Source organism: Janibacter sp. A1S7, from assembly GCF_037198315.1.
Taxonomy (GTDB): domain Bacteria; phylum Actinomycetota; class Actinomycetes; order Actinomycetales; family Dermatophilaceae; genus Janibacter; species Janibacter alittae.
Genome location: NZ_CP144913.1, coordinates 2,882,353 through 2,901,221 on the forward strand (window position 1 = coordinate 2,882,353; position 18,869 = coordinate 2,901,221).

Consider the following 18,869-nt stretch of genomic DNA (forward strand, 5'->3'; position numbering starts at 1 on the left):
AACAACCCGCCCTACAGTGCCCCGCCGGAGCCGAAGATGTTCTCCATCATCCGGATCGCACCGGGCCCGATGATGACGACGAACATGGCGGGGAAGATGCACAACAGCAGCGGAAAGAGGATCTTCACGGTGATCTTCTGCGCCTGCTCCTCCGCCTTCTGCCGCCGGACGACACGCATGGCGGAGGTCTGCTCACGCAAGACCTTGGCGATCGGGATGCCGAGCCGGTCGGCCTGCACGATCGCGGAGATGAAGTTCTTCACCTCCGGCAGCACGACCCGCTCGCCCATCGAGGAGAACGCCTGCCCTCGGGTCTTGCCGAGCTGGATCTCGGAGAGCACTCGGGCGAACTCACCCGACAGCGGTCCGTCGGTGGTGCGCGCGACCCGCAGCACGGCCCCGTCGAACCCCTGGCCGGCCTCGACGCAGACGGTCAGCACGTCGAGCACGTCAGCCAGGTCCTTGGCGGTGCGCTCCTGCCGACGCAACGACGCGTTGTAGAGCAGCAGGTCCGGCAGGTAGAACAGCGCCGCCCCGAAGAAGACCGCGAGGAGCACCCCGACGACACTGATGTCCCCGAACAGCAACCCGAGCGCCAGCCCGAGCAGCAACAGCATCCCCTTCACACCCATGATCCGGTCGACCGTCCACGGCGCCGGGTTGCCTGCCTTGTCCAGGCCGTTGGCGAGCCGCTCGACCGTCCCACCCGGGGACAGGCGGGTCGCCAGGCGCCGGGATCCGTCGATGATCGGGGCGACGAAGCGCTCCGAGGCCGGCAGTTCGCTGCGTACGGCCGACTGCGCGGACGCCGTCCCTTCGATCAGGGCCAGACCGCGCGCCACCCCGGTCGGTTCGGACGGCCGCAGCGAGATCGCCAGCACGAGGACGAGCACGAGGAGGGCGAGCGCGAGGAGGGCGGCCCCGATGAGTGCGGTGGTCATGTCACACCTCGATCTTGACGACGTTGCGCATCCAGATGATGCCGATGACGATGCCGACGATGGCGCCGACGGACATCAACAGACCCAGCGCCGTGGTCCAGAGCAACTGGATGTACTCGAAGTTGACCAGCAGCATGTAGAAGAAGAGGGCGAACGGCAGCGCGATGAGGATGTAGGCCGACAGTCGCCCCTCCGCCGAGAGAGCCTTGACCTGACGGAAGAGGACCTCCCGCTCCCGCAGGGTGTGGGCGGTCGTCTCGAGGGTCTCGGCGAGGTTGCCGCCGACCTCCCGCTGGATGCGGATGGCCATGACGGCCATCGCCATCGCCTCGCTGCCCATCCGCTCGGCCATCCGCTCCAGGGCGTCGGCGATGTCCGTGCCGATGCGGGTCTCGGCGAGGGCCCGGGAGAACTCCTTGTCCACCGGCGGTGCGGAGTCCTGCGCCACGGCATCCAGGGACTGCATCAGACCGAAGCCGCTCTTCAGGCTCGTCGCGACGAGCACCAGGGAGTCCGGTAGCACCCGCTCGAATGCGCGCGCCCGGCGTGCGGCGAGCAGACGCAGCACCACCTGGGGTACGGCGATCCCGACGAGCAGTCCGACGATCACTCCGACGACCCAGGGCCCGGGCACCAGGAGCATGAACACGGCGATGGCGACGATGATCGCCACGCCGCACAGGACGTACCACTCCCCTGCGCGCAGGGGCAGGTCGGCACGGTTGATCAGCAGCATCGTGTGAGCGGTGGAGCCGCGCTTGGCCATCCGACGCTCACCGAAATCGATGAGGCGCTCGCTCACCGCCTTGCCGTCGTCACGTCCCTCCCGGCGGGACCACTGCTTGACCGGGACGACGTAGTCGTCGATGCCGGCCAGACGCAGCTCGCGACGGGAGCGCACCGTCGGGGTGATCAGGCCCAGGGCGAACAGGAAGATCGCCACGCCGACGGTCAGGGCGGCGACCCACGGCCACGGCGACCACCCCGGCAGACCGCCGGTGGCCAGCTCTGGAGCTGCGGCGTCGGCAGTCTCGGCCGGCGCGGCCGGCTCAGCCGCAGCCACTCCTTCGAGGGTGACGGTCCGCTCCACGGCGAAGGGGGCGCCGTTGGCCGTCCCTTCGAGGCGCACCACGTGGCGTCCCGCGAGCTGGTCCGGTGTCGTGATCTCGAAGGGGGCCTGCGAGTTCAGCGCACGAGCGGCGGTCTGGAAGGCGTCCCCGACCGCCTCGGCGTCGGCGGCGGCGAGGATGGACCCGTCGCCGGCCTCGGCGAACCCCTTGAGGGCATTCATCGTTTCTTCGTCCTCGGTGCGGAACCGCACGACGTCGACGCGGATGCCGCGCTCCCGCACTGCTGCGGTCGCCTTCTTCAGATCAGCCTTCGGCTTGGCGCTCACCGTGTCGGCGCCGTCACTGAGCAGGACCATGCTGCGGTCGCCCTCATCGCCCAGGGCCTTGGCGGCGGCGAGCACGGCGGCGTAGAGGCTCGTCTCACCGCGCGCGACGAGTCCGTCGACGACCCGCTGGACCTGCGCGCGATCGTGGGAGGGCTTCAGGTCCACCCCGGCGGTGTTGGCGAAGGTCGCCACCCCCACCTTCACGTCCGTGGGTACCGCGTCCAGGTAGGCGCGGGTGGCCGCGCGCACGGTCGCCATCCCGTCGGCGCCCATCGACCCGCTGGTGTCGATGACGAGCATCGCCGACCGTTCGATGCTCGTCGACTTCGCAACGCTCGCCTCGTGCTCGCGACCGTCGATGGTCGCGGTGAGACTGTCCGGGTCGACCTGCACGACCTCGGGGCCGCGGAAGGTGAGCACCCCGGTCACGGCCTGCGACTGCGACTCGACGTCGCTCATCGAGACGTCGGGGGCGGCGTTGGCTGCCGTCCCCGACAGCACGAGAAGGGCCACCGTGAGGGTGACGGCGGCGAGGAGGCGCTGGAGGAGGTGGGTCACTGGGCGATCCGGGCGAAGAGGTGCACCGGCAGCTCGACCCCGAGGTCGGCGAGGTCCTGGACGAACCCCGGTCGGACGCCGGTGGGCAGCAGCTGCCCCAGGTAGCGGCCGTGCTCGTCACGCCCGGCTGAGTAGTCGAAGGTGAAGACGTCCTGCAGGGTCACCACGTCCCCCTCCATCCCGATCACCTCGCTGATGGCGACGATGCGACGCGAGCCGTCCTTGAGCCGGGCCTGCTGGACGATGAGGTCGATGGCCCCGGCGACCTGCTCGCGGATCGCTCGGACCGGCAGGTCGACGCCCGCCATGAGCACCATCGTCTCGAGGCGGGAGAGGCTGTCGCGGGGCGAGTTGGCGTGGATGGTCGTCAGCGATCCGTCGTGGCCGGTGTTCATCGCCTGGAGCATGTCGAGCGCGGCGCCGTCACGCACCTCACCGACGATGATCCGGTCCGGTCGCATGCGCAGCGCGTTGCGGACGAGCTCGCGGATGGCGATCGCACCGCTGCCCTCGATGTTCGGCGGGCGGGACTCGGTGCGCAGCACGTGCCGCTGGTGCAGCTGGAGCTCGGCCGCGTCCTCGATCGTGACGATCCGCTCCTCCTCGGGCAGGAAGGAACTGACGACGTTGAGCGTCGTCGTCTTGCCGGAGCCGGTGCCGCCGGAGATGAGGATGTTGCGTCGGCCGCGCACGCACGCCTCGAGGAAGTCGCGCACCGGCGTGGACATCGTGCCCATCGCGATGAGGTCGCTGTCGGTGAAGGGGTCCTTGGCGAACTTGCGGATCGTCAGCATCGAGCCGTCGAGGGCGACCGGCGGCAGGACGGCGTTGACGCGGGAGCCGTCGGGCAGGCGAGCGTCGACCATGGGGCTGGACTCGTCGACGCGACGTCCGACGCGGGAGACGATCTTGTCGATCGTGCGGCGCAGGTGGGACTCGTCCGCGAAGCGCGTGCCGGTGGGGAAGATCCGCCCGTCCCGCTCGATGTAGATGTCGTCCGCGCCGTTGACCATGATCTCGGTGACGTCGGGGTCGCGCAGGTACGGCTCGAGCGGGCCGTGGCCGAGGATGTCGTCGGAGACGTCCTGGGCGATCTTCGTCCGGTCCGACTGGGACAGCGGCGTGTTCTCGGAGTCGATGACCTGCTGCAGGGTGTGACGCACCTGGCTGGCCAGTTCCTGCTCGGACAGGTGCGGGTCGTAGAGCCGGGGGCCGAGGGAGGCCACCAGAGCTTGGTGGACGCGGTCCTTGACGTCGGCGAAGGGGTCCTCACGTCGCCGTGGTGCCTTGGCACGCCGGGTGGGGCCCGCTTGCGGCGGGGCCGCACCGGCCCGGGCGCTGCGCGCCTGCTCCAGACGTTCGGCCAGATTGCTCATGCCCTGCTCCTTCGCCGTCCGAAGCCACGCCGCGGGCCCTGCTCGACCGGTTCACCGAAGCGGGCGCGCACCTCCTGGTCGGCCAGCTCACGCATGGCCACGGCCGCGGGGTTGCGTTGGTCCTGCACGACGATCGGGTACCCGCGGTTGGCCGCCTTGGGCACGCCGAGGTCGTTGGGGATGCTCACCGAGACCGACTGCTTCAGGGCCGTCTCCACCTCGTCGACGTCGAGCCCGACCTTGATGCCCGACCGGTTGAGCACGATCACCCGGGAGTCCTTGGAGGCACCCAACGTGTCCAGGGTGTTGATCGCCAGCCGCAGGTTCTTCACCGCCGGGATGTCCAGCGTGGCGACGAGCAGGGTGAGGTCGCTGACGTCGAGGGCCGTCAGGACGTGCTCGGTGAAGGACGGCGGGGTGTCGACGACGACGTAGGTGTAGTGGGTCCGAGCGGTGCGCAGCAGCTCGAGGATCACGTCTGCCGGGACCCGCTCCGCGTCGGCGGGGTCACTCGACGGGGCGATGACGTCCAGACCCGTCTGCTCGTGGGTGGCCACGACGGACTCCAGACCCGCCCGGTCCAGGTGACCACGCATGCCCACGAGGTCACTGACCGTCCCGGCCGGGACGAGCTGGAGGCTGATCGCGACGTCGCCGAACATCAGGTCGAGGTCGACGAGCAGCGTGCGGGCACCGCTGGCCGCGAGGTGCGCGGCGATGTTGGTGGACAGCGTCGTCTTGCCGACACTCCCCTTCGCCGAGAAGACGGTGATGATGCGACCGTGGCTCTCCCGGTCGCCACGACCCGCTCCCTCGCCGACGAGTTGTGCCGTCAGCTGCTCGCTGCGCCGCACCGCATCGGCGAGCGTCGTCTGGTCGTCGGACTGCACGACCTCGCGGATGCCGCTGCGCAGTGCCTGGGCCAGGACGTTCACGTCGATCCGCTGACGCAGGAGGAGGACACCGACCTCGGGGCGGTCCACCCGCAGGCGCTCGGCGAGCTCGCACGCCGGGTCGACACCGATGTCGAGACCGATGACGACGAGGTGCTGGTCCGCCGACTCGTCGACGGCCTTGGTGATGTGTGGTGCGTGGGTCAGCACCGCCACCCCCCCGCCGAGCGCGAAGCGGTAGGTCTCGCTGACGCGCGGGTCGAGGCTCCACAGGATCGTCATCACTTCACCGCATTCGTCAGGTCGGCTGCGGCGTCCTGGGGGAAGATCGTGATGTCGTTGGCGTGCGAGTCCGTCCCGATCTTCACGTCCGATCCCCGCAGTCCGGCGTAGAGGGTGTACTCGGTGATGCCGTGCGCCAGTCGGGGCGCGTCCTTCGGATCGACCGCCACGGTGACGAGGAAGCTGGGCGCGCTGTCCTGCTGCGCCTGCTCCTCGTCGTCCTGCGCCGGCTTCGGAGCGGAGAGCGCGGTGTCGCCCATGGCGATGACCTGCACATCGGGGAGCAGGACGCTCGTGCCCTGCACGTCGAGGTCGTTGAACTCCGTGGCCTCATCACTGCCGCCGGTGAGCTTGATCTCGTGCGTCGCATAGATCGCGAGGTTCGACCCCGGGGTGACGAACTCACCGACGCGGGCCGGGTCCGACAGCTCGACGGACATGGCGACCATGCCGGATGGCACCTGGATGGCCTTCTCCCCCGTGGGGGTCGTCCCGAAGCGGTCGGCCATGAGGAACTCGCCGGCCGCTACGTCGGAGAGCGCCAACAGGGCGTTGTTGTCCGGACCGATCTCCTCCAGCGCACCGGAGGGGAATGCCGCCGCGGCCACCGTGGTCTCGGTGATCAGCTCGCTGCGCAGCGCGTCCTTGAGGGTGGTGCCCGCCGGGACGACCTGCGACGCGACGTACACGGGGATCGGCTGGGCATCGGCGACAGCACGCTGGTCCGCGCCGCGGACGTAGTTGATGACCAGGGCTGCTCCGACCACGGCCAGCAGGACCGCGACGAGCACGGCGATGACGCGACGGTTCATGCGGGACGCTCACTCTCGATAGGGGATGACATTGGTCGGGTCACCCGGCCGGTTTGATGATGTTCACGCCGAAGTCATCGGCGTCCGGATCGATGGAGCCCACGGGCAGCTGGCCGGAGGTGAACCATCCCCAGATGTAGGAGACCGAGTCATTGCACTTGTCGGTGCAGACCGCGCTGGGCTCCTGGTAGATCTCATAGGTCTTGGTCGGCGCAGCCCCGGACATTCCGTGCCAGCCGGCGAAGTAGAAGGACGCCACCCCGGAGATCTGGTACTTGCCGCCCTTGCCCGTCCCGTCCGCGGCGACATGGATGGGGATGAAAACCTCGGTCCCGATGTACTTCTTCAACTCACTCGCCGAGCACGTGTCGCTCTTACCCGGGGCGCCGTCGACCCAGCCGCCGACATCGATGGTGGCCACGCAGTCCGAGTTCGCCAACCAGGCGAACCCACCGGGGTAGTGGTGGCCGGGACTTCCGGTGCACTTGTGGTCGCCGCTGTCGTGCGTGAAGATCCCGGTCGCGTAGCCTCCAGCAGCGATCTCAGCGGGGACGGCGGGCGGAAGACCTCCATTGCCCTCGGGGGTGTAAGGCGGGGACGGCGCGTACTTCTCTCCAGCGACCCCGCCCACCGCAGTCTTGTTGGCCCAGTCGCACTGACCGATCGTGATGGGCAGAGTCGCCCCGGTGCTTCCCGGCGGACCCCAGGCGGCCCGGGCGCATGCGCTCACGCTCACGTCATCGGCTTCACCGGTGACCAGCATCTTGGAGAAGGGCAGGAACAACTTGTCCCCGCTGGCGCTCTTGGTGGCTCCATAGGTCTCGACGTAGGGGATACCAGTGCTGAACTTCGACGGGAGCGGGGGGCACTTGCTGAGGTCGGTCATGTCGCCGTCGATGGTGCAATCACCGAGAACCGTCCCGACCTGCTCTGCTGTGCCACTGGCACAGGCACCGTCGGTGTATTTGGTCTTGCCGTACTGCCCCAAGGCGTCATGGGAGTTGGCTCCGAGCAGGTCGTCGACCCGGTCGGGATCGCAGTTGGTTGCGGCCTTGGCGCACTCCGCGGCCAGGGCCAACGAGGTCGCGTCGGCGGCATTCTGCACCTGACGCCGCTCGTACATGATGTTTCCGATGTCGATGCTGATGGCGAGCATGCCCATGACCACCCCCCCCCCCCCGGCGAGCAGAACAGCGAGAAGGGTCGCAGCCGCACCGCGCTCCTGCTGATTCCCGCGTCGACTGAAGCTCCGCATCAGACCTCGCATCGCATGACCGCCTTTGCCTTGGGCTCGAGGGTCATCTCACTGCCGAACATGCCCATCGCGGGGTCGAGCACGAACCACGTGAAGCTCGGGTAAGTCGCGGTCACGCTCACGTCGCCACCTGGGGAGCATGATCCAGGCACAACGGTGATCCCGGTCATGTTGTTGGTGGCGGTCCTGACCCTCAATTCCACATCTGCCGCGTCGTCGACGACCGCGACGCGGGCGCCTTCACGGACCGCATTCGTCAACGTGACCTCGTAGAAGAAGAACCGACCGAAGTCGACGATGCCGCCGATGACCAGGAGCAGCATGGGCAGGATGATCGCTATCTCGACGGCCGCTGCGCCGCGGTCGTGCCAGCGATGGCCACTGCGTCGGATAGAGCGCATGATCCGCCCCTTTCGCGTGGTCGGTCTTGGTGTGGGTGACTGTCCGGCTATCGAGCCTGGAGAATCACAGAAGTCTTCTGGTCACGCCCGCCCGGTGGGCTCGTGACCACGGACATCCGTGGCGGGGCGTCAACGCTGCGGCACCCCGCCACGGATCACTTCACGTCAGGTCATCACTGGCCACCGGGGTTAGTGATCCCCGTCGTGACCTCGTTGAAGAGGTTCGTGAGCTCCCCGCCCAAGGCGAACACCGCGCCGATGATGGCGACGGCGATGAGGGCGACCATCAGGCCGTACTCGACGGCGGTCGCACCCTTCTCGCGCTGGGACATGAGGCTCTGCAGGCGAACGAAGATCTCGAGCATGGTGTTTCTCCTTCTGTGGGTGCCGCACGTGCCGGCGGCACCTGTGGCGATCGAGTTGTTGCAGGGAACTGCGGTCGTACCCGACGTGGGGACTTCGTCGGTGGTGGTGCCGGCCGGTGGTCTGATCTCGTCAGCGCAGCACTGATCCCCGCCGGACAGGATCCAGCTGCCCGCCTACCCGGCACTCGCCGCGCTGCTGGCGATCTGCAGCTACGCCACGGGCGAGTGGCCCCCCTTCGCCCGGGCCCTGCTCGCCGGGCTCGCACTCTTCCTGCTCTTCTTCGTCATGGCGATCCTGCCGGGCAGCGGGATGGGCTTCGGTGACGTCAAGCTCGCCGGTCTGCTCGGCATGCTGCTCGGGTGGCTGTCCTGGACGCAGGTCCTGTGGGCGACACTGGCGACCTTCCTCATCGGCGGGGTCGTCGCCGTACTCGTGCTTGCGTTGGGGCGCAAGGGCCGTCGCGACGACTTCGCCTACGGCCCGTCGATGCTGCTCGGCACCGTCACCGCACTCGCCGCCCCAGCAGTGCTCCGGCTCGTCCTGGCCTGACGGCCGCCCGACCTCGTCCGTCGACCGCCCCCTTCGTCCAGAACGCGACGCGGCGCCGCACCCGGTCCCACACTCGTGCCGACCGGCGTGTCAACATGGCCTCGTCGACCCACCCAGGGGACAGCGCCACGGGGCCGACGCGCGTAGGAGGACGACATGCACCACCGCTCTCGCGGCCGGCACCACCTGCGGCTCGCCGCACTCGCGTCGGCAGCCGCGCTCGGGGTCGCCGGCTGCAGCACCGCGGCCGACGCGCCCCCGGAGGACACGACCTCGACGTCGACGTCTTCGGCACCAGCCACGTCCCCTTCGTCCTCGACCGACGCCAGGCAGGACGAGCCCACGGCCGACACCAAGCTGGCCCGGGCACGGGCCCTGGCCGAGGGGCACGATCCCGAGGCAGCCCTCGAGGTGCTGGCCGACGTCGACGACCAGCGGGCCCAGGAGCTGACCCAAGCCGTGCGGTCCCAACGCTCGAAGCAGGTCACCTGGCCGAAGGGCAAACCGGTCCCGCACCTGTTCTTCCACAGCCTCGTCGTCGACCCGGAGCGGGCCTTCGACGGGGACGACCGGGCCCAGGGTTACGACGACTACATGGCCACCATCCCGGAGTTCACGCGCACGCTGGAGGCCCTCCTCGAGCGCGACTACGTCCTCGTCGACCCGCACGACATCGCCACGGTCGGCGACGACGGACAGATGCACTACCGCTCCATCCGACTGCCCGAGGGCACCACACCCATCGTCCTGTCGCTCGACGACCTCAGCTACTACGAGTACATGGACGACGACGGCTTCCCCGACCGGCTCGTCGTCGAGGACGGGCGGGTGCGCACGGTCTACACCGACAGCTCCGGGAAGAAGGAGGTCGGCGCGCACGACGTGGTCCCGATCCTCGACGACTTCGTCGAGAAGCACCCGGAGTTCTCCTACCGGGGCGCGAAGGGGGTCGTCGCCATGACCGGCTACGACGGCGTCCTCGGCTACCGGACCTCGCATCGCTCCCACGGGCAGCGGGACGACCTGACGGAGCAGCAGGAGAAGGCCACCGCGGTCGCCACGGCGATGAAGGAGGACGGCTGGTCCTTCGCCTCGCACACGTGGGGACACATCACCCTGACCGGAGCGTCGAAGGCCCGGGTGCAGGCCGACCAGGAACGGTGGGCGCAGGACGTCGAGCCGATCGTCGGCAAGACCGACCTGCTCATCTACCCCTTCGGCGCCGACATATCCGGCGTCGCCCCATACTCCGGGCCGGTCTACGAGTACCTCCACGGGCAGGGGTACGACTACTTCTTCAACGTCGACGGCACCCGACCGTGGCAGCAGCTGCAGGGCGGCTACCTCCGGCAGGGCCGGATGAACGTCGACGGGCTGATGCTGCGCAAGAACCTGTCCGGTGGCTCGGACGCGCTCGCGCCCTTCATGGACGTCACGGAGGTCTTCGACTCCGCCCGGGACTGATCAGGGACGGGCGTCGGGCTCGCGCTCGTCGGCGGCCATCCTGCGGTCGCCCGGCCACCAGATCCGGTTGCCGACGTCCGCCACGATCGCCGGGACGAGGATCGAGCGGGTGACGATCGTGTCGAGCAGGACTCCGAACGCGACGACGAAGGCGATCTGCGCCAGGAAGAGCAGCGGGATCACCCACAGCGCGGAGAAGGTCGCTGCCAGGACGACTCCCGCACTGGTGATCACCCCGCCGGTCACCGCGACCGCGCGCGGGATGCCGCGGCGCGTGCCGACCGCGAGCGCCTCCTCGCGGGCCCTCGTCATCAGGAAGATCGAGTAGTCGACGGCGAGCGCGACGAGGAAGACGAAGGCCAGCACCGGCGTCGACGGGTCGGCCCCCGGGTAGTCGAGGACGTGGTTGAAGAGCACCGCGGCCACCCCGAGCGTCGCGGCGAAGCTGAGCACGTTGACCGTCACGAGCATCAGCGCAGCGGCGACCGAGCGCAGCAGCACCACGAGGATCACCGCGACCACGAGCAGGATCGCCGGGATGACGACGACGTAGTCGCGTTGGCTCGCATCGTCGGTGTCCACGGCCGTGGCGGTCGCCCCGCCGACGAGGGCGTTCGGGCTGACCGAGTCGAGCTCATCCCGCAGCTCGCGCACGACGTCGCGGGCCTGGTCCGACTCGGTGCCGACGGTCAGCGGCACGCTGAGCAGCACGTCACCGGCGCCCTCCTGCGAGGGCATCTCCTCGACGCGGTCGGCCACCTGCGGGTGGTCGGTCAGCACCCCCTTCGCCTCGGCCGCGTCGGACTCCGGGACGATCACCTGGACCGGACGCTGGTCGCCGCCGCCGAAGTGCTCGTCGATGATCTCCTGCCCCTGCACCGACTCGACGTCCGTGGTGAAGAACTCCGCCTGCGTGATGCCCGAGGCGTTGAAGGTCGTGGCCGCGCCCGCCGCGACGAGCAGCGCGGCGGTGGTGATGATCCACGTGCGGCGCGGACGACGGGTCACCCGGTCGGCGACACCCGACCACAGCCGGTGGCGCGGCTCGTCACCACGCCGGGGGATCGAGGGCCAGAAGGCGGCGCGGCCGAGCAGCGCCAACGCGGCCGGCAGCAGGGTCAGGGCCGCGATCATCGCGCCGACGATGCCGAGCGCACCGATCGGCCCGAGACCGGAGATGTTGCCCAGGTCGGACAGCAGCAGGCACAGCAGGCCGGCGATGACCGTCAGCCCGCTGGCCGCGACCGGTCCGAAGGTCTGCCGCCACGCCACCCGCAGCGCGGGCAGCGGGTCGGACCGGTGCAGCTCCTCCCGGTAACGCGCGACGAGCAGCAGCGAGTAGTCCGTCGCCGCGCCGACGACGAGGATGAAGAGGATCCCCTGGCTCTGCCCGGACAGCTGGATCCAGCCGGCGTCGGCCATCGGGTAGATCAGCAGCGCGGCGAAGGCCAGGCCGAAGACGCTGGTCGTCAGCACGACGAAGGGCAGGATCGGGCTGCGGTAGACGACCACGAGGATGACCAGGACGACCACGAGCGCGACGAGCAGCAGGATCCCGTCGATGCCGGCGAAGGCCTCCCCCAGGTCCGCGACGAATCCGGCCGGTCCGGTGACCGCGACATCTGCGGCCACGTCCGGGCCGAGGTCCGCGCGCAGGGCGTCGACGATCGAGGTCGAGATCGCCGTGCCGTCCACGCTCTTCTCCGCCTCCGCGGCGTCCAGGGTCAGCGGGACCAGGACCGCCTCGCCGTCCTCGGCAGGGATGACCGGGACCTTCGGCTCGGCCAGGTAGTCACCGACCGTGCCCGGTACGCCCTCGATGCTCTGCTGCGGGAGCTGTTTCGCCCAGCCCTGCAGCTCGCCGATGGTGGCGCGGTCGAGGCCGCTGTCGTCCTCGACGACGAGCAGCAGCGGCAGCGTGGTGTCGGCGCCGAACTCCCCGAGCCGCGCCCCCACCTTCGTCGACTCGGCGTCGTCCGGCAGGAAGGAGGCCTGGTCGTTGTTCTGCACGCTGGTCAGCTGGCCGACGAGCGGGCCGCCCACCCCGGCGAGCGCCAACCAGACGAGGACGAGCACCCCCGCGAGGAGACGCGCCCTGATCCGTGACCTCGCCGGTGCAACCATGAACAAACCTTATACGAAGCGCCGGCCTCCCTCGACTGCAGGAGCGGGACGGTTCGCTCAGACCATGGCGGCGTAGAGCGCCAGGGCACTCGCGCTCCAACCCGCGGGGCGCGGGTGGACCCACTCGGAGAACTCGCGGCCGGTGCCGAGCACGGGCACGAGCCAGGAGTACGGGTTGCCGGTCAGGGCGCCGGTCTCCATGCCGTGCGCGTAGCCACCCCAGTCCGGCTTGACGTCGACGAAGGTGAACCCGGCTCCGGCCGTCGCGGCGGACAACTCCTCCATCGCGGCGCGCTGCACCCGGTCACCACGCTCTTGCATCGTGCTCAGCGCCTCGCCGGCGTCGTAGGTGGAGCTGAGCTCGTAGGCGTCGGTGTTGATCAGGTACGGGTACCCCAGCAGGTAGACGTGGGCGTTGCCCTCGGAGCGCTCGTGCACTGCCTGCAGCGCTTCCGTGGTGCGGGTCTTCATCTGCGGGATCGTGGCGTTGGCCGCGTCCATCGCGCTCTTGCAGCCACCCGCGGACCGCAGGACGAGGCAGTTGGTGACGATGGTCGTGAAGCCGATGTCGTTGCCGCCGATGGTGAGGAAGACGGCGTCGGTCTGCGGGGTCACCGCCTCGATCTGGGGCGCTGCGGTCAGCTGGCACTTCACGGTCGCGGTGAAGAGGTCACCGATCGCCGCGCTCGAGTCGATCGTGTAGGTCCAGGACCAGTCCGGCTGCGCCGGGGTGCCGCACAGCTCGGCCTCCTTGGCCTGGTGCAGCCACTGGGCGCGGGCGTCGACGGCGCCCTGGGGCACCGAGAAGGTGCGGGTGCGCAGCCTCCAGGAGCCGATGTCCCGGGGATTGAGGATGTCGGCGATGACGCCACCGCTGCACGCGGCATTCGTGTAGGTCGCTCCCTGACGGCGGGCCACCTTCTCCCCGTAGTTCTCCGACGAGCGCCAGCAGATCTTCTCCGCGTACGAGCCGGCCCCGTTGCCCGAGGAGTAGGAGTCGCCGAGCTGGACGTACTGGGGCGCGTCCGCGGCGGTCGCGACGGGCGCACCCACCCCGATCCCGGCGAGGGCAGCGGCGACTGCGGTGGCGATGGACAGGGGGCGGCGACGCATGCTTCCTCCGGTGGCGTGGCCGATCTCCTGACGGTCGACCTTGACTACCGGACGGTAACCTACTGAAGGGTAGGGCGCGACCCGAGTGCTCGTACCCTGAGAGCGAGGCGTCCCGACGCGGTCAGGGGAGGCGGACGAGGGCGCCCGGGTCCTCCCGCGGCAGATCGCCCCGCTCGAGGGCGGCCGTGACCACTTGGCGGTCGAAGGTCGTGCGGCCACCCCGGGTGGTCAGGAAGGCGGTGTCCGCGGCATCGCGGCCGGTGGCGATCCGCACCATCGCCTCGCGGGGCGCGAGGTGGGTGCCGTCGACGATGTGCCAGGCACCCTCGACCCACACCTCGGCAACGGCGTGGAAGTCCATCGGGGTCAGACCGGGCGCGTACACCGACACCAGTCGGGCCGGGGTGCCGAGGGCCCGCAACAGCGCCACGGCGACGTGGGCGAAGTCCCGGCAGACACCCTTCGCCTGCAGGATCGAGTCGATGGCGCCGTCCGTGCCGCGACTCGACCCCGAGATGTAGGCCATGTGGGCGTTGACCCACTCGGTGACCGCCTGCACCCGCGCCACCCCGGTCTGCGTCGGGAAGAGCTGCGCGGCCATCGGCGCCAGACGATCGGACTCGGCGTAGCGGCTCGGGCGGGTGAAGACCCAGCGGTCGTACGACACCGCGCGGCCGGCCTGCTCACCGGCGGGACGGGTGAGGTCCACGAGGGCGTTGTAGCTGACCTCGAGCCACCCGTCACCGACCTCCTCGAGCAGGTGCAGTCGGGTGCCGTGACTGCCGGCCAGCTCGATCGGCTCGACCCGCCTGCCGCCCGAGTGGATCAGGATCTCCTCCTCCAGCACCTCGTGCGCACCCGACACCGCGAAGGACAACAGCGCCTCACGCACCCCCGTGGTGCCGTAGGCGAACTTGGTACCGACGCGCGCGCGAAGGGGGGTCGGGTCGGCGGCGACGATCGCGAGGTCGGTCATGGGTCAATGGGAACACAGGTGCCGCCGATCGCCATCAGACCGGCTCGGCCACCGCCAGCAGTGCGGACAGCGCCCCGAGGACCTCGGAGTTGATCCAGTAGTAGACATAGGTGCCGCGGCGCTCGGAGCCGACGATCCCGGCCTCGCGCAGCAGCCGCAGGTGGTGCGAGATCGTCCCCGACGACAGGTCGAAGGCCGGGGTGATGTCGCAGACGCACAGCTCTGGCTGGGCCGCGATCATCGACGCCATCCGCAGCCGGACCGGGTCCCCGAGCGCCTTGAAGACCGGGGCAAGCCGGGCCGCGTCCTGCGCCGAGACCGGCGAGGTGGCCAGCCCGCAGCAGGTCACGGCCCGCTCCCCGGGCACGGACTCGAGTGCACTCATACGGCTATCTTGACACACTTCAAATCAGGGAGCACGCTGTTCCTGCCATTGATTCGACAGACATCAAAGCAGGAGCGGTCATGACCCAGCAGGGCACCCACGACGCCGTCCGCGACCGGTACGCCGCAGCAGCACGCGAGGCACTCGAGTCCCCCACGACCGGGACCTCGTGCTGCAGCACGCAGGCCACCGACCCGATCACCGTCGGTCTCTACGAGGGGAGCGACACCCCGTCGGATGCTGCCCTGGCCGCCTCGCTCGGGTGCGGCAATCCCACCGCCCTGGCCGAGCTGGCCACCGGCGAGGACGTCCTCGACCTCGGCTCCGGAGGCGGGCTGGACGTGCTGCTCTCCGCCCGACGCGTGGGACCGACCGGCACCGCCCACGGGCTCGACATGACCGACGAGATGCTCGACCTCGCCCGACGCAACCAGGCCGAGGCGGGGATCGAGAACGCGCAGTTCCACCGCGGCACGATCGAGCAGGTGCCGATGCCCGACGCGTCCATCGACGTGATCATCTCCAACTGCGTCATCAACCTCTCCCCCGACAAGGATGCCGTCCTCGCCGAGGCCCACCGCGTGCTGCGGGACGGCGGGCGCTTCGCCGTCTCCGACATCGTGCTGCTGCGCGAGATCCCCGACGCGCTGCGCGGGATCGTCGGACTGTGGACCGGGTGCGTCTCCGGGGCCCTGCTCGACTCCGACTACGTCGCACGGCTCGGCGACGCCGGCTTCACCGACGCCTGCGTCGAGGTCACCCGCACCTTCGACCGGGACGACCTGCAGCGCATGTCCGACATGGTCGGCGACCACCTGCCCGAGGGCTGGACGCTGACTGCCATCATCGACGCGCTGGACGGGGCCTTCGCCAGCGCCTTCGTCCGGGCCCGCAAGGAGAGCTGAGTGTCCGTCACCACACCGCAGGCGCCGGCAGCAGCCCGCCTGTCGACCCTCGACCGCTACCTCGCCGTGTGGATCGGCCTGGCCATGGTCGCCGGGCTGCTGCTCGGCCGCGCCGTGCCCGGGCTCGGCAAGGCACTCGGCGCCGTGGAGGTCGACGGGATCTCGCTGCCGATCGCGCTCGGGCTGCTGGTCATGATGTACCCGGTCCTGGCGAAGGTGCGCTACGACCGGCTCGACACCGTCACCGGCGACCGGAAGCTGCTGGGGTCCTCGCTCGTGCTCAACTGGCTCGTCGGTCCGGCGTTGATGTTCACCCTGGCCTGGCTGCTGCTGCCCGACCTGCCCGAGTACCGCACCGGGTTGATCATCGTGGGTCTCGCACGATGCATCGCCATGGTCATCATCTGGAACGACCTGGCCTGCGGCGACCGGGATGCCGCCGCCGTGCTCGTCGCGATCAACTCGATCTTCCAGGTCATCGCCTTCGCCGCGCTCGGCTGGTTCTACCTTGCCGTCCTGCCCGGCTGGTTGGGCCTGCCGCAGACCGAGTTCGACGTGTCCGCGTGGCAGATCGCCCGGTCGGTGCTGATCTTCCTGGGCCTCCCGCTGCTGGCCGGCTACCTCTCCCGCCGGATCGGCGAGCGGCGCTGGGGCCGCGAGCGCTACGAGGAGTCCTTCCTGCCGAGGGTCGGCCCGTGGGCCCTCTACGGCCTGCTCTTCACGATCGTCATGCTCTTCGCCCTGCAGGGCGAGGCGATCACCTCCCAGCCGCAGGACGTCGCGCGGATCGCGCTGCCGCTGCTGGCCTACTTCGCGATCATGTGGGGCGTCGGCTACGCCACCGGCCGGCTGCTGCGGATGAGCTACGAGCGCACGACCACGCTCGCCTTCACCGCCGCCGGCAACAACTTCGAGCTGGCGATCGCCGTCGCGATCGCGACCTTCGGCGCGACCAGCGGGCAGGCGCTGGCCGGGGTCGTCGGGCCGCTCATCGAGGTTCCCGTCCTCGTCGGCCTGGTCTACGTCAGCCTCGCGCTGCGACGGCGCTTCCCGCTCCCTTCGTCCGACGGGACCGTCACCGCCGGGAGGGCCCGATGAGCAGCGTCCTCTACGTCTGTGTGCACAACGCCGGACGCTCGCAGATGGCCGCCGCGTACACGCGTGTGCTCTCCGAGGGCGCCGTCGAGGTGCGCTCGGCCGGCTCGGTCCCCGCGGCCTCGATCAACCCCGCGGTCCACGAGGCGATGCTCGAGGAGGGCATCGACATGTCCGCCGAGTCGCCGAAAGTCCTGACCACCGACGCCGTGCAGGCCAGCGACGTCGTCATCACGATGGGCTGCGGCGACGCGTGTCCGATCTTTCCCGGCAGGCGCTACGAGGACTGGGAGCTGGTCGACCCGGCCGGCCAGGACGTGGCGGCGATCCGCCCGATCCGGGACGAGATCAAGGAGCGGGTGCGCGCACTGCTGGACTCCCTCTGACGAAGGGGGCCGACCCCCTTTGTCAGTGCCCCTCGCCGAGGCGCCCGGACAACAGCTCGTGGCGATCGGCCGAGGCCTGGTTGAGCCCGACGATCTCGACGGTCTTGCCCAGCCGCTCGTACTTGGCCCGGACACCGTCGAGGGCGGCCACGGTCGAGGCGTCCCAGATGTGGCTGTCGGACAGGTCGATGACGACGCGCTCTGGGTCGGCGCTGTAGTCGAACTGGTAGACGAGGTCGTTGCTCGTGGCGAAGAACAGCTCACCGGTGACCTTGTACACCCGCACGTCCGGCTCGCCGTCACCATCGACGTCGGTCTCGGTGATCCGCTCGACGTAGGCGAAGTGCGCCACGCGACGGGCGAAGGCGATCATCGCGGCCATGACGCCGACGATGACGCCGTAGGCGAGGTTGTGGGTGGTCACGGTGACGATGACGGTCAGGGCCATGACGACGGTCTCGCCCCGGGGCATCCGGCGCAGCGTGGCCGGGCGGACGCTGTGCCAGTCGAAGGTCGCGACCGAGACCATGATCATCACGGCCACGAGCGCGGCCATCGGGATCATGCCCACCAGCGGTCCGGCACCGACGACGAGGACCAGCAGGAAGACGCCGGCGAGGAAGGTGGAGATCCGGGTGCGGGCGCCGGAGACCTTCACGTTGATCATCGTCTGGCCGATCATCGCGCAGCCACCCATGCCGCCGAAGAAGCCGGAGGCCATGTTGGCCACGCCCTGCCCCCAGGTCTCGCGGGTCTTGTCCGAGTGGGTGTCGGTGATGCCGTCGACGAGCTTGGCGGTCATCAACGACTCGAGGATGCCGACGAGGGCCATCGCCAGGGCGAACGGGCCGATGACCTGCAGCGTCTCGAGGGTGAGCGGGACGTCCGGCAGGAACAGCTGGGGCAGCGACTGCGGCAGCTCACCCTGGTCGGAGACGTCCGGGAGACGCCACCCGCCGACCCACACCACAGCGGTGATGGCCGCGATCGCGACCAGGGGCGCCGGCAGCACGGTCGTCAGTCGGGGCAGGCCGACCATGATGAGGATCCCCGCCGCGACCATCGGGTAGACCAGCCACGGCACACCCACCAGGTACGGCAGCTGCGCCATGAAGATCAGGATGGCCAGGGCGTTGACGAAGCCGACCATGACCATCCGCGGGATGAACCGCATCAGCTTGGCCACACCCAGCAGGGAGAGCACGATCTGCAGCACGCCGGCGAGGATGACCGTGGCCAGGAAGTAGTCCATGCCGTACTCGCGGGCGACGGGGGCGATGACCAGCGCGATGGCACCCGTGGCCGCCGTGATCATGGCCGGCCGGCCGCCGACGAAGGCGATCGTCACGGCCATGACGAAGCTGGAGAACAGACCCACCCGCGGGTCCACCCCGGCGATGATCGAGAACGAGATCGCCTCGGGGATCAGCGCGAGCGCGACGACGAGACCGCCGAGGACCTCGATCCGCAGCCGGCGCGGGTTGCGCAGCGCGGCCCGGGTCGAGGTCTCCCGCTCGCCGGCCTCGGGCACCGTCGAGGCGCCTGGGCCGGTGGGCACGGTGGTGACGGGGGCGTCGGGCACAGAGGGTCCT

18 protein-coding genes are annotated in these 18,869 nt (G+C 69.8%); 5 read left to right on the plus strand and 13 right to left on the minus strand.

Annotated elements, in window-relative coordinates; genetic code table 11:
* Nucleotides 1–11: 11 nt before the first annotated feature.
* The 8 genes from V1351_RS13945 to V1351_RS13980 all read right to left on the minus strand — a co-directional run bounded on the left by V1351_RS13945 (nucleotide 12) and on the right by V1351_RS13980 (nucleotide 8,279).
* Nucleotides 12–941, minus strand: coding sequence for a type II secretion system F family protein (locus V1351_RS13945; RefSeq protein ID WP_338748795.1), 930 nt, complete (start codon nucleotides 939–941; stop codon nucleotides 12–14).
* A gap of 1 nt (nucleotide 942) precedes the next feature.
* Nucleotides 943–2,895, minus strand: a complete 1,953-nt coding sequence (locus V1351_RS13950; RefSeq protein ID WP_338748796.1) for a type II secretion system F family protein — start codon at nucleotides 2,893–2,895, stop codon at nucleotides 943–945.
* Nucleotides 2,892–4,271 carry a CpaF family protein gene (locus V1351_RS13955; RefSeq protein ID WP_338748797.1) on the minus strand — a complete coding sequence of 460 codons (1,380 nt, stop codon included), beginning with the start codon at nucleotides 4,269–4,271 and terminating at the stop codon, nucleotides 2,892–2,894. The genes V1351_RS13950 and V1351_RS13955 overlap by 4 nt, the downstream gene beginning before the upstream one ends.
* Nucleotides 4,268–5,446 carry an AAA family ATPase gene (locus V1351_RS13960; RefSeq protein ID WP_338748798.1) on the minus strand — a complete coding sequence of 393 codons (1,179 nt, stop codon included), beginning with the start codon at nucleotides 5,444–5,446 and terminating at the stop codon, nucleotides 4,268–4,270. Before V1351_RS13960 ends, V1351_RS13955 begins: the two co-directional genes overlap by 4 nt.
* Nucleotides 5,446–6,258: a Flp pilus assembly protein CpaB gene (gene cpaB, locus V1351_RS13965; RefSeq protein ID WP_338748799.1), complete on the minus strand. Its 813-nt coding sequence runs from the start codon at nucleotides 6,256–6,258 to the stop codon at nucleotides 5,446–5,448. Before cpaB ends, V1351_RS13960 begins: the two co-directional genes overlap by 1 nt.
* Before the next feature lie 40 nt (nucleotides 6,259–6,298).
* Entirely contained in the window at nucleotides 6,299–7,525 is a 1,227-nt protein-coding gene (locus V1351_RS13970; RefSeq protein WP_338748800.1) for a pilus assembly protein TadG-related protein, read from the minus strand.
* Entirely contained in the window at nucleotides 7,513–7,914 is a 402-nt protein-coding gene (locus tag V1351_RS13975; protein ID WP_338748801.1) for a TadE family protein, read from the minus strand. The genes V1351_RS13970 and V1351_RS13975 overlap by 13 nt, the downstream gene beginning before the upstream one ends.
* Nucleotides 7,915–8,087: 173 nt before the next feature.
* The gene (locus V1351_RS13980; RefSeq protein ID WP_338748802.1) at nucleotides 8,088–8,279 is read right to left on the minus strand and encodes a Flp family type IVb pilin; all 192 of its coding nucleotides are present in this window, start codon (nucleotides 8,277–8,279) and stop codon (nucleotides 8,088–8,090) included.
* Between the two features lie 166 nt (nucleotides 8,280–8,445).
* Here V1351_RS13980 and V1351_RS13985 point away from each other — a divergent pair, with 166 nt between their 5' ends.
* Together V1351_RS13985 and V1351_RS13990 are read left to right on the plus strand one after the other, a co-directional pair.
* Entirely contained in the window at nucleotides 8,446–8,829 is a 384-nt protein-coding gene (locus V1351_RS13985; protein WP_338752557.1) for a prepilin peptidase, read from the plus strand.
* 156 nt (nucleotides 8,830–8,985) lie between these two features.
* A complete protein-coding gene (locus V1351_RS13990; protein ID WP_338748803.1) occupies nucleotides 8,986–10,293 on the plus strand; it encodes a polysaccharide deacetylase family protein in 1,308 nt (435 codons plus the stop codon).
* On the opposite strand, the gene V1351_RS13995 is transcribed toward V1351_RS13990, so the two are convergent.
* The 4 genes from V1351_RS13995 to V1351_RS14010 all read right to left on the minus strand — a co-directional run bounded on the left by V1351_RS13995 (nucleotide 10,294) and on the right by V1351_RS14010 (nucleotide 14,891).
* Nucleotides 10,294–12,417 carry an MMPL family transporter gene (locus V1351_RS13995; RefSeq protein WP_338748804.1) on the minus strand — a complete coding sequence of 708 codons (2,124 nt, stop codon included), beginning with the start codon at nucleotides 12,415–12,417 and terminating at the stop codon, nucleotides 10,294–10,296.
* Between the two features lie 57 nt (nucleotides 12,418–12,474).
* Nucleotides 12,475–13,530, minus strand: a complete 1,056-nt coding sequence (locus tag V1351_RS14000) for an SGNH/GDSL hydrolase family protein (RefSeq protein WP_338748805.1) — start codon at nucleotides 13,528–13,530, stop codon at nucleotides 12,475–12,477.
* A 121-nt stretch (nucleotides 13,531–13,651) separates the two neighbouring features.
* Entirely contained in the window at nucleotides 13,652–14,506 is an 855-nt protein-coding gene (locus V1351_RS14005) for a transglutaminase-like domain-containing protein (RefSeq protein ID WP_338748806.1), read from the minus strand.
* A 34-nt stretch (nucleotides 14,507–14,540) separates the two neighbouring features.
* The gene (locus tag V1351_RS14010; RefSeq protein ID WP_338748807.1) at nucleotides 14,541–14,891 is read right to left on the minus strand and encodes an ArsR/SmtB family transcription factor; all 351 of its coding nucleotides are present in this window, start codon (nucleotides 14,889–14,891) and stop codon (nucleotides 14,541–14,543) included.
* 80 nt (nucleotides 14,892–14,971) lie between these two features.
* Between V1351_RS14010 and arsM the strand changes: the two genes are divergently transcribed.
* From arsM to V1351_RS14025, 3 genes are read left to right on the plus strand one after another with little or no spacing between them, the layout of a single operon-like run.
* Nucleotides 14,972–15,796: an arsenite methyltransferase gene (arsM, locus tag V1351_RS14015; protein ID WP_338748808.1), complete on the plus strand. Its 825-nt coding sequence runs from the start codon at nucleotides 14,972–14,974 to the stop codon at nucleotides 15,794–15,796.
* A complete protein-coding gene (gene arsB, locus V1351_RS14020) occupies nucleotides 15,797–16,894 on the plus strand; it encodes an ACR3 family arsenite efflux transporter (RefSeq protein WP_338748809.1) in 1,098 nt (365 codons plus the stop codon). It begins immediately after the preceding gene.
* Complete coding sequence (locus tag V1351_RS14025; RefSeq protein ID WP_338748810.1) at nucleotides 16,891–17,277, plus strand: arsenate reductase ArsC; 387 nt, start codon at nucleotides 16,891–16,893, stop codon at nucleotides 17,275–17,277. Before arsB ends, V1351_RS14025 begins: the two co-directional genes overlap by 4 nt.
* 22 nt (nucleotides 17,278–17,299) lie before the next feature.
* Here the strand turns inward: V1351_RS14025 and V1351_RS14030 are convergent, their stop codons facing one another.
* The gene (locus tag V1351_RS14030) at nucleotides 17,300–18,859 is read right to left on the minus strand and encodes a SulP family inorganic anion transporter (protein ID WP_422388983.1); all 1,560 of its coding nucleotides are present in this window, start codon (nucleotides 18,857–18,859) and stop codon (nucleotides 17,300–17,302) included.
* Nucleotides 18,860–18,869: the final 10 nt, after the last annotated feature.

Excerpts from the sequence above, each read along its gene's own strand:
- V1351_RS13945 (WP_338748795.1), bottom strand. The coding sequence starts at position 941 with ATGACCACCGCACTCATCGGGGCCGCCCTCCTCGCGCTCGCCCTCCTC.
- V1351_RS13955 (WP_338748797.1), bottom strand. The coding sequence starts at position 4,271 with ATGAGCAATCTGGCCGAACGTCTGGAGCAGGCGCGCAGCGCCCGGGCC.
- V1351_RS13960 (WP_338748798.1), bottom strand. The coding sequence starts at position 5,446 with ATGACGATCCTGTGGAGCCTCGACCCGCGCGTCAGCGAGACCTACCGC.
- cpaB (WP_338748799.1), bottom strand. The coding sequence starts at position 6,258 with ATGAACCGTCGCGTCATCGCCGTGCTCGTCGCGGTCCTGCTGGCCGTG.
- V1351_RS13970 (WP_338748800.1), bottom strand. The coding sequence starts at position 7,525 with ATGCGAGGTCTGATGCGGAGCTTCAGTCGACGCGGGAATCAGCAGGAG.
- V1351_RS13975 (WP_338748801.1), bottom strand. The coding sequence starts at position 7,914 with ATGCGCTCTATCCGACGCAGTGGCCATCGCTGGCACGACCGCGGCGCA.
- V1351_RS13980 (WP_338748802.1), bottom strand. The coding sequence starts at position 8,279 with ATGCTCGAGATCTTCGTTCGCCTGCAGAGCCTCATGTCCCAGCGCGAG.
- V1351_RS13990 (WP_338748803.1), top strand. The coding sequence starts at position 8,986 with ATGCACCACCGCTCTCGCGGCCGGCACCACCTGCGGCTCGCCGCACTC.
- V1351_RS13995 (WP_338748804.1), bottom strand. The coding sequence starts at position 12,417 with ATGGTTGCACCGGCGAGGTCACGGATCAGGGCGCGTCTCCTCGCGGGG.
- V1351_RS14000 (WP_338748805.1), bottom strand. The coding sequence starts at position 13,530 with ATGCGTCGCCGCCCCCTGTCCATCGCCACCGCAGTCGCCGCTGCCCTC.
- V1351_RS14005 (WP_338748806.1), bottom strand. The coding sequence starts at position 14,506 with ATGACCGACCTCGCGATCGTCGCCGCCGACCCGACCCCCCTTCGCGCG.
- V1351_RS14010 (WP_338748807.1), bottom strand. The coding sequence starts at position 14,891 with ATGAGTGCACTCGAGTCCGTGCCCGGGGAGCGGGCCGTGACCTGCTGC.
- arsM (WP_338748808.1), top strand. The coding sequence starts at position 14,972 with ATGACCCAGCAGGGCACCCACGACGCCGTCCGCGACCGGTACGCCGCA.
- V1351_RS14025 (WP_338748810.1), top strand. The coding sequence starts at position 16,891 with ATGAGCAGCGTCCTCTACGTCTGTGTGCACAACGCCGGACGCTCGCAG.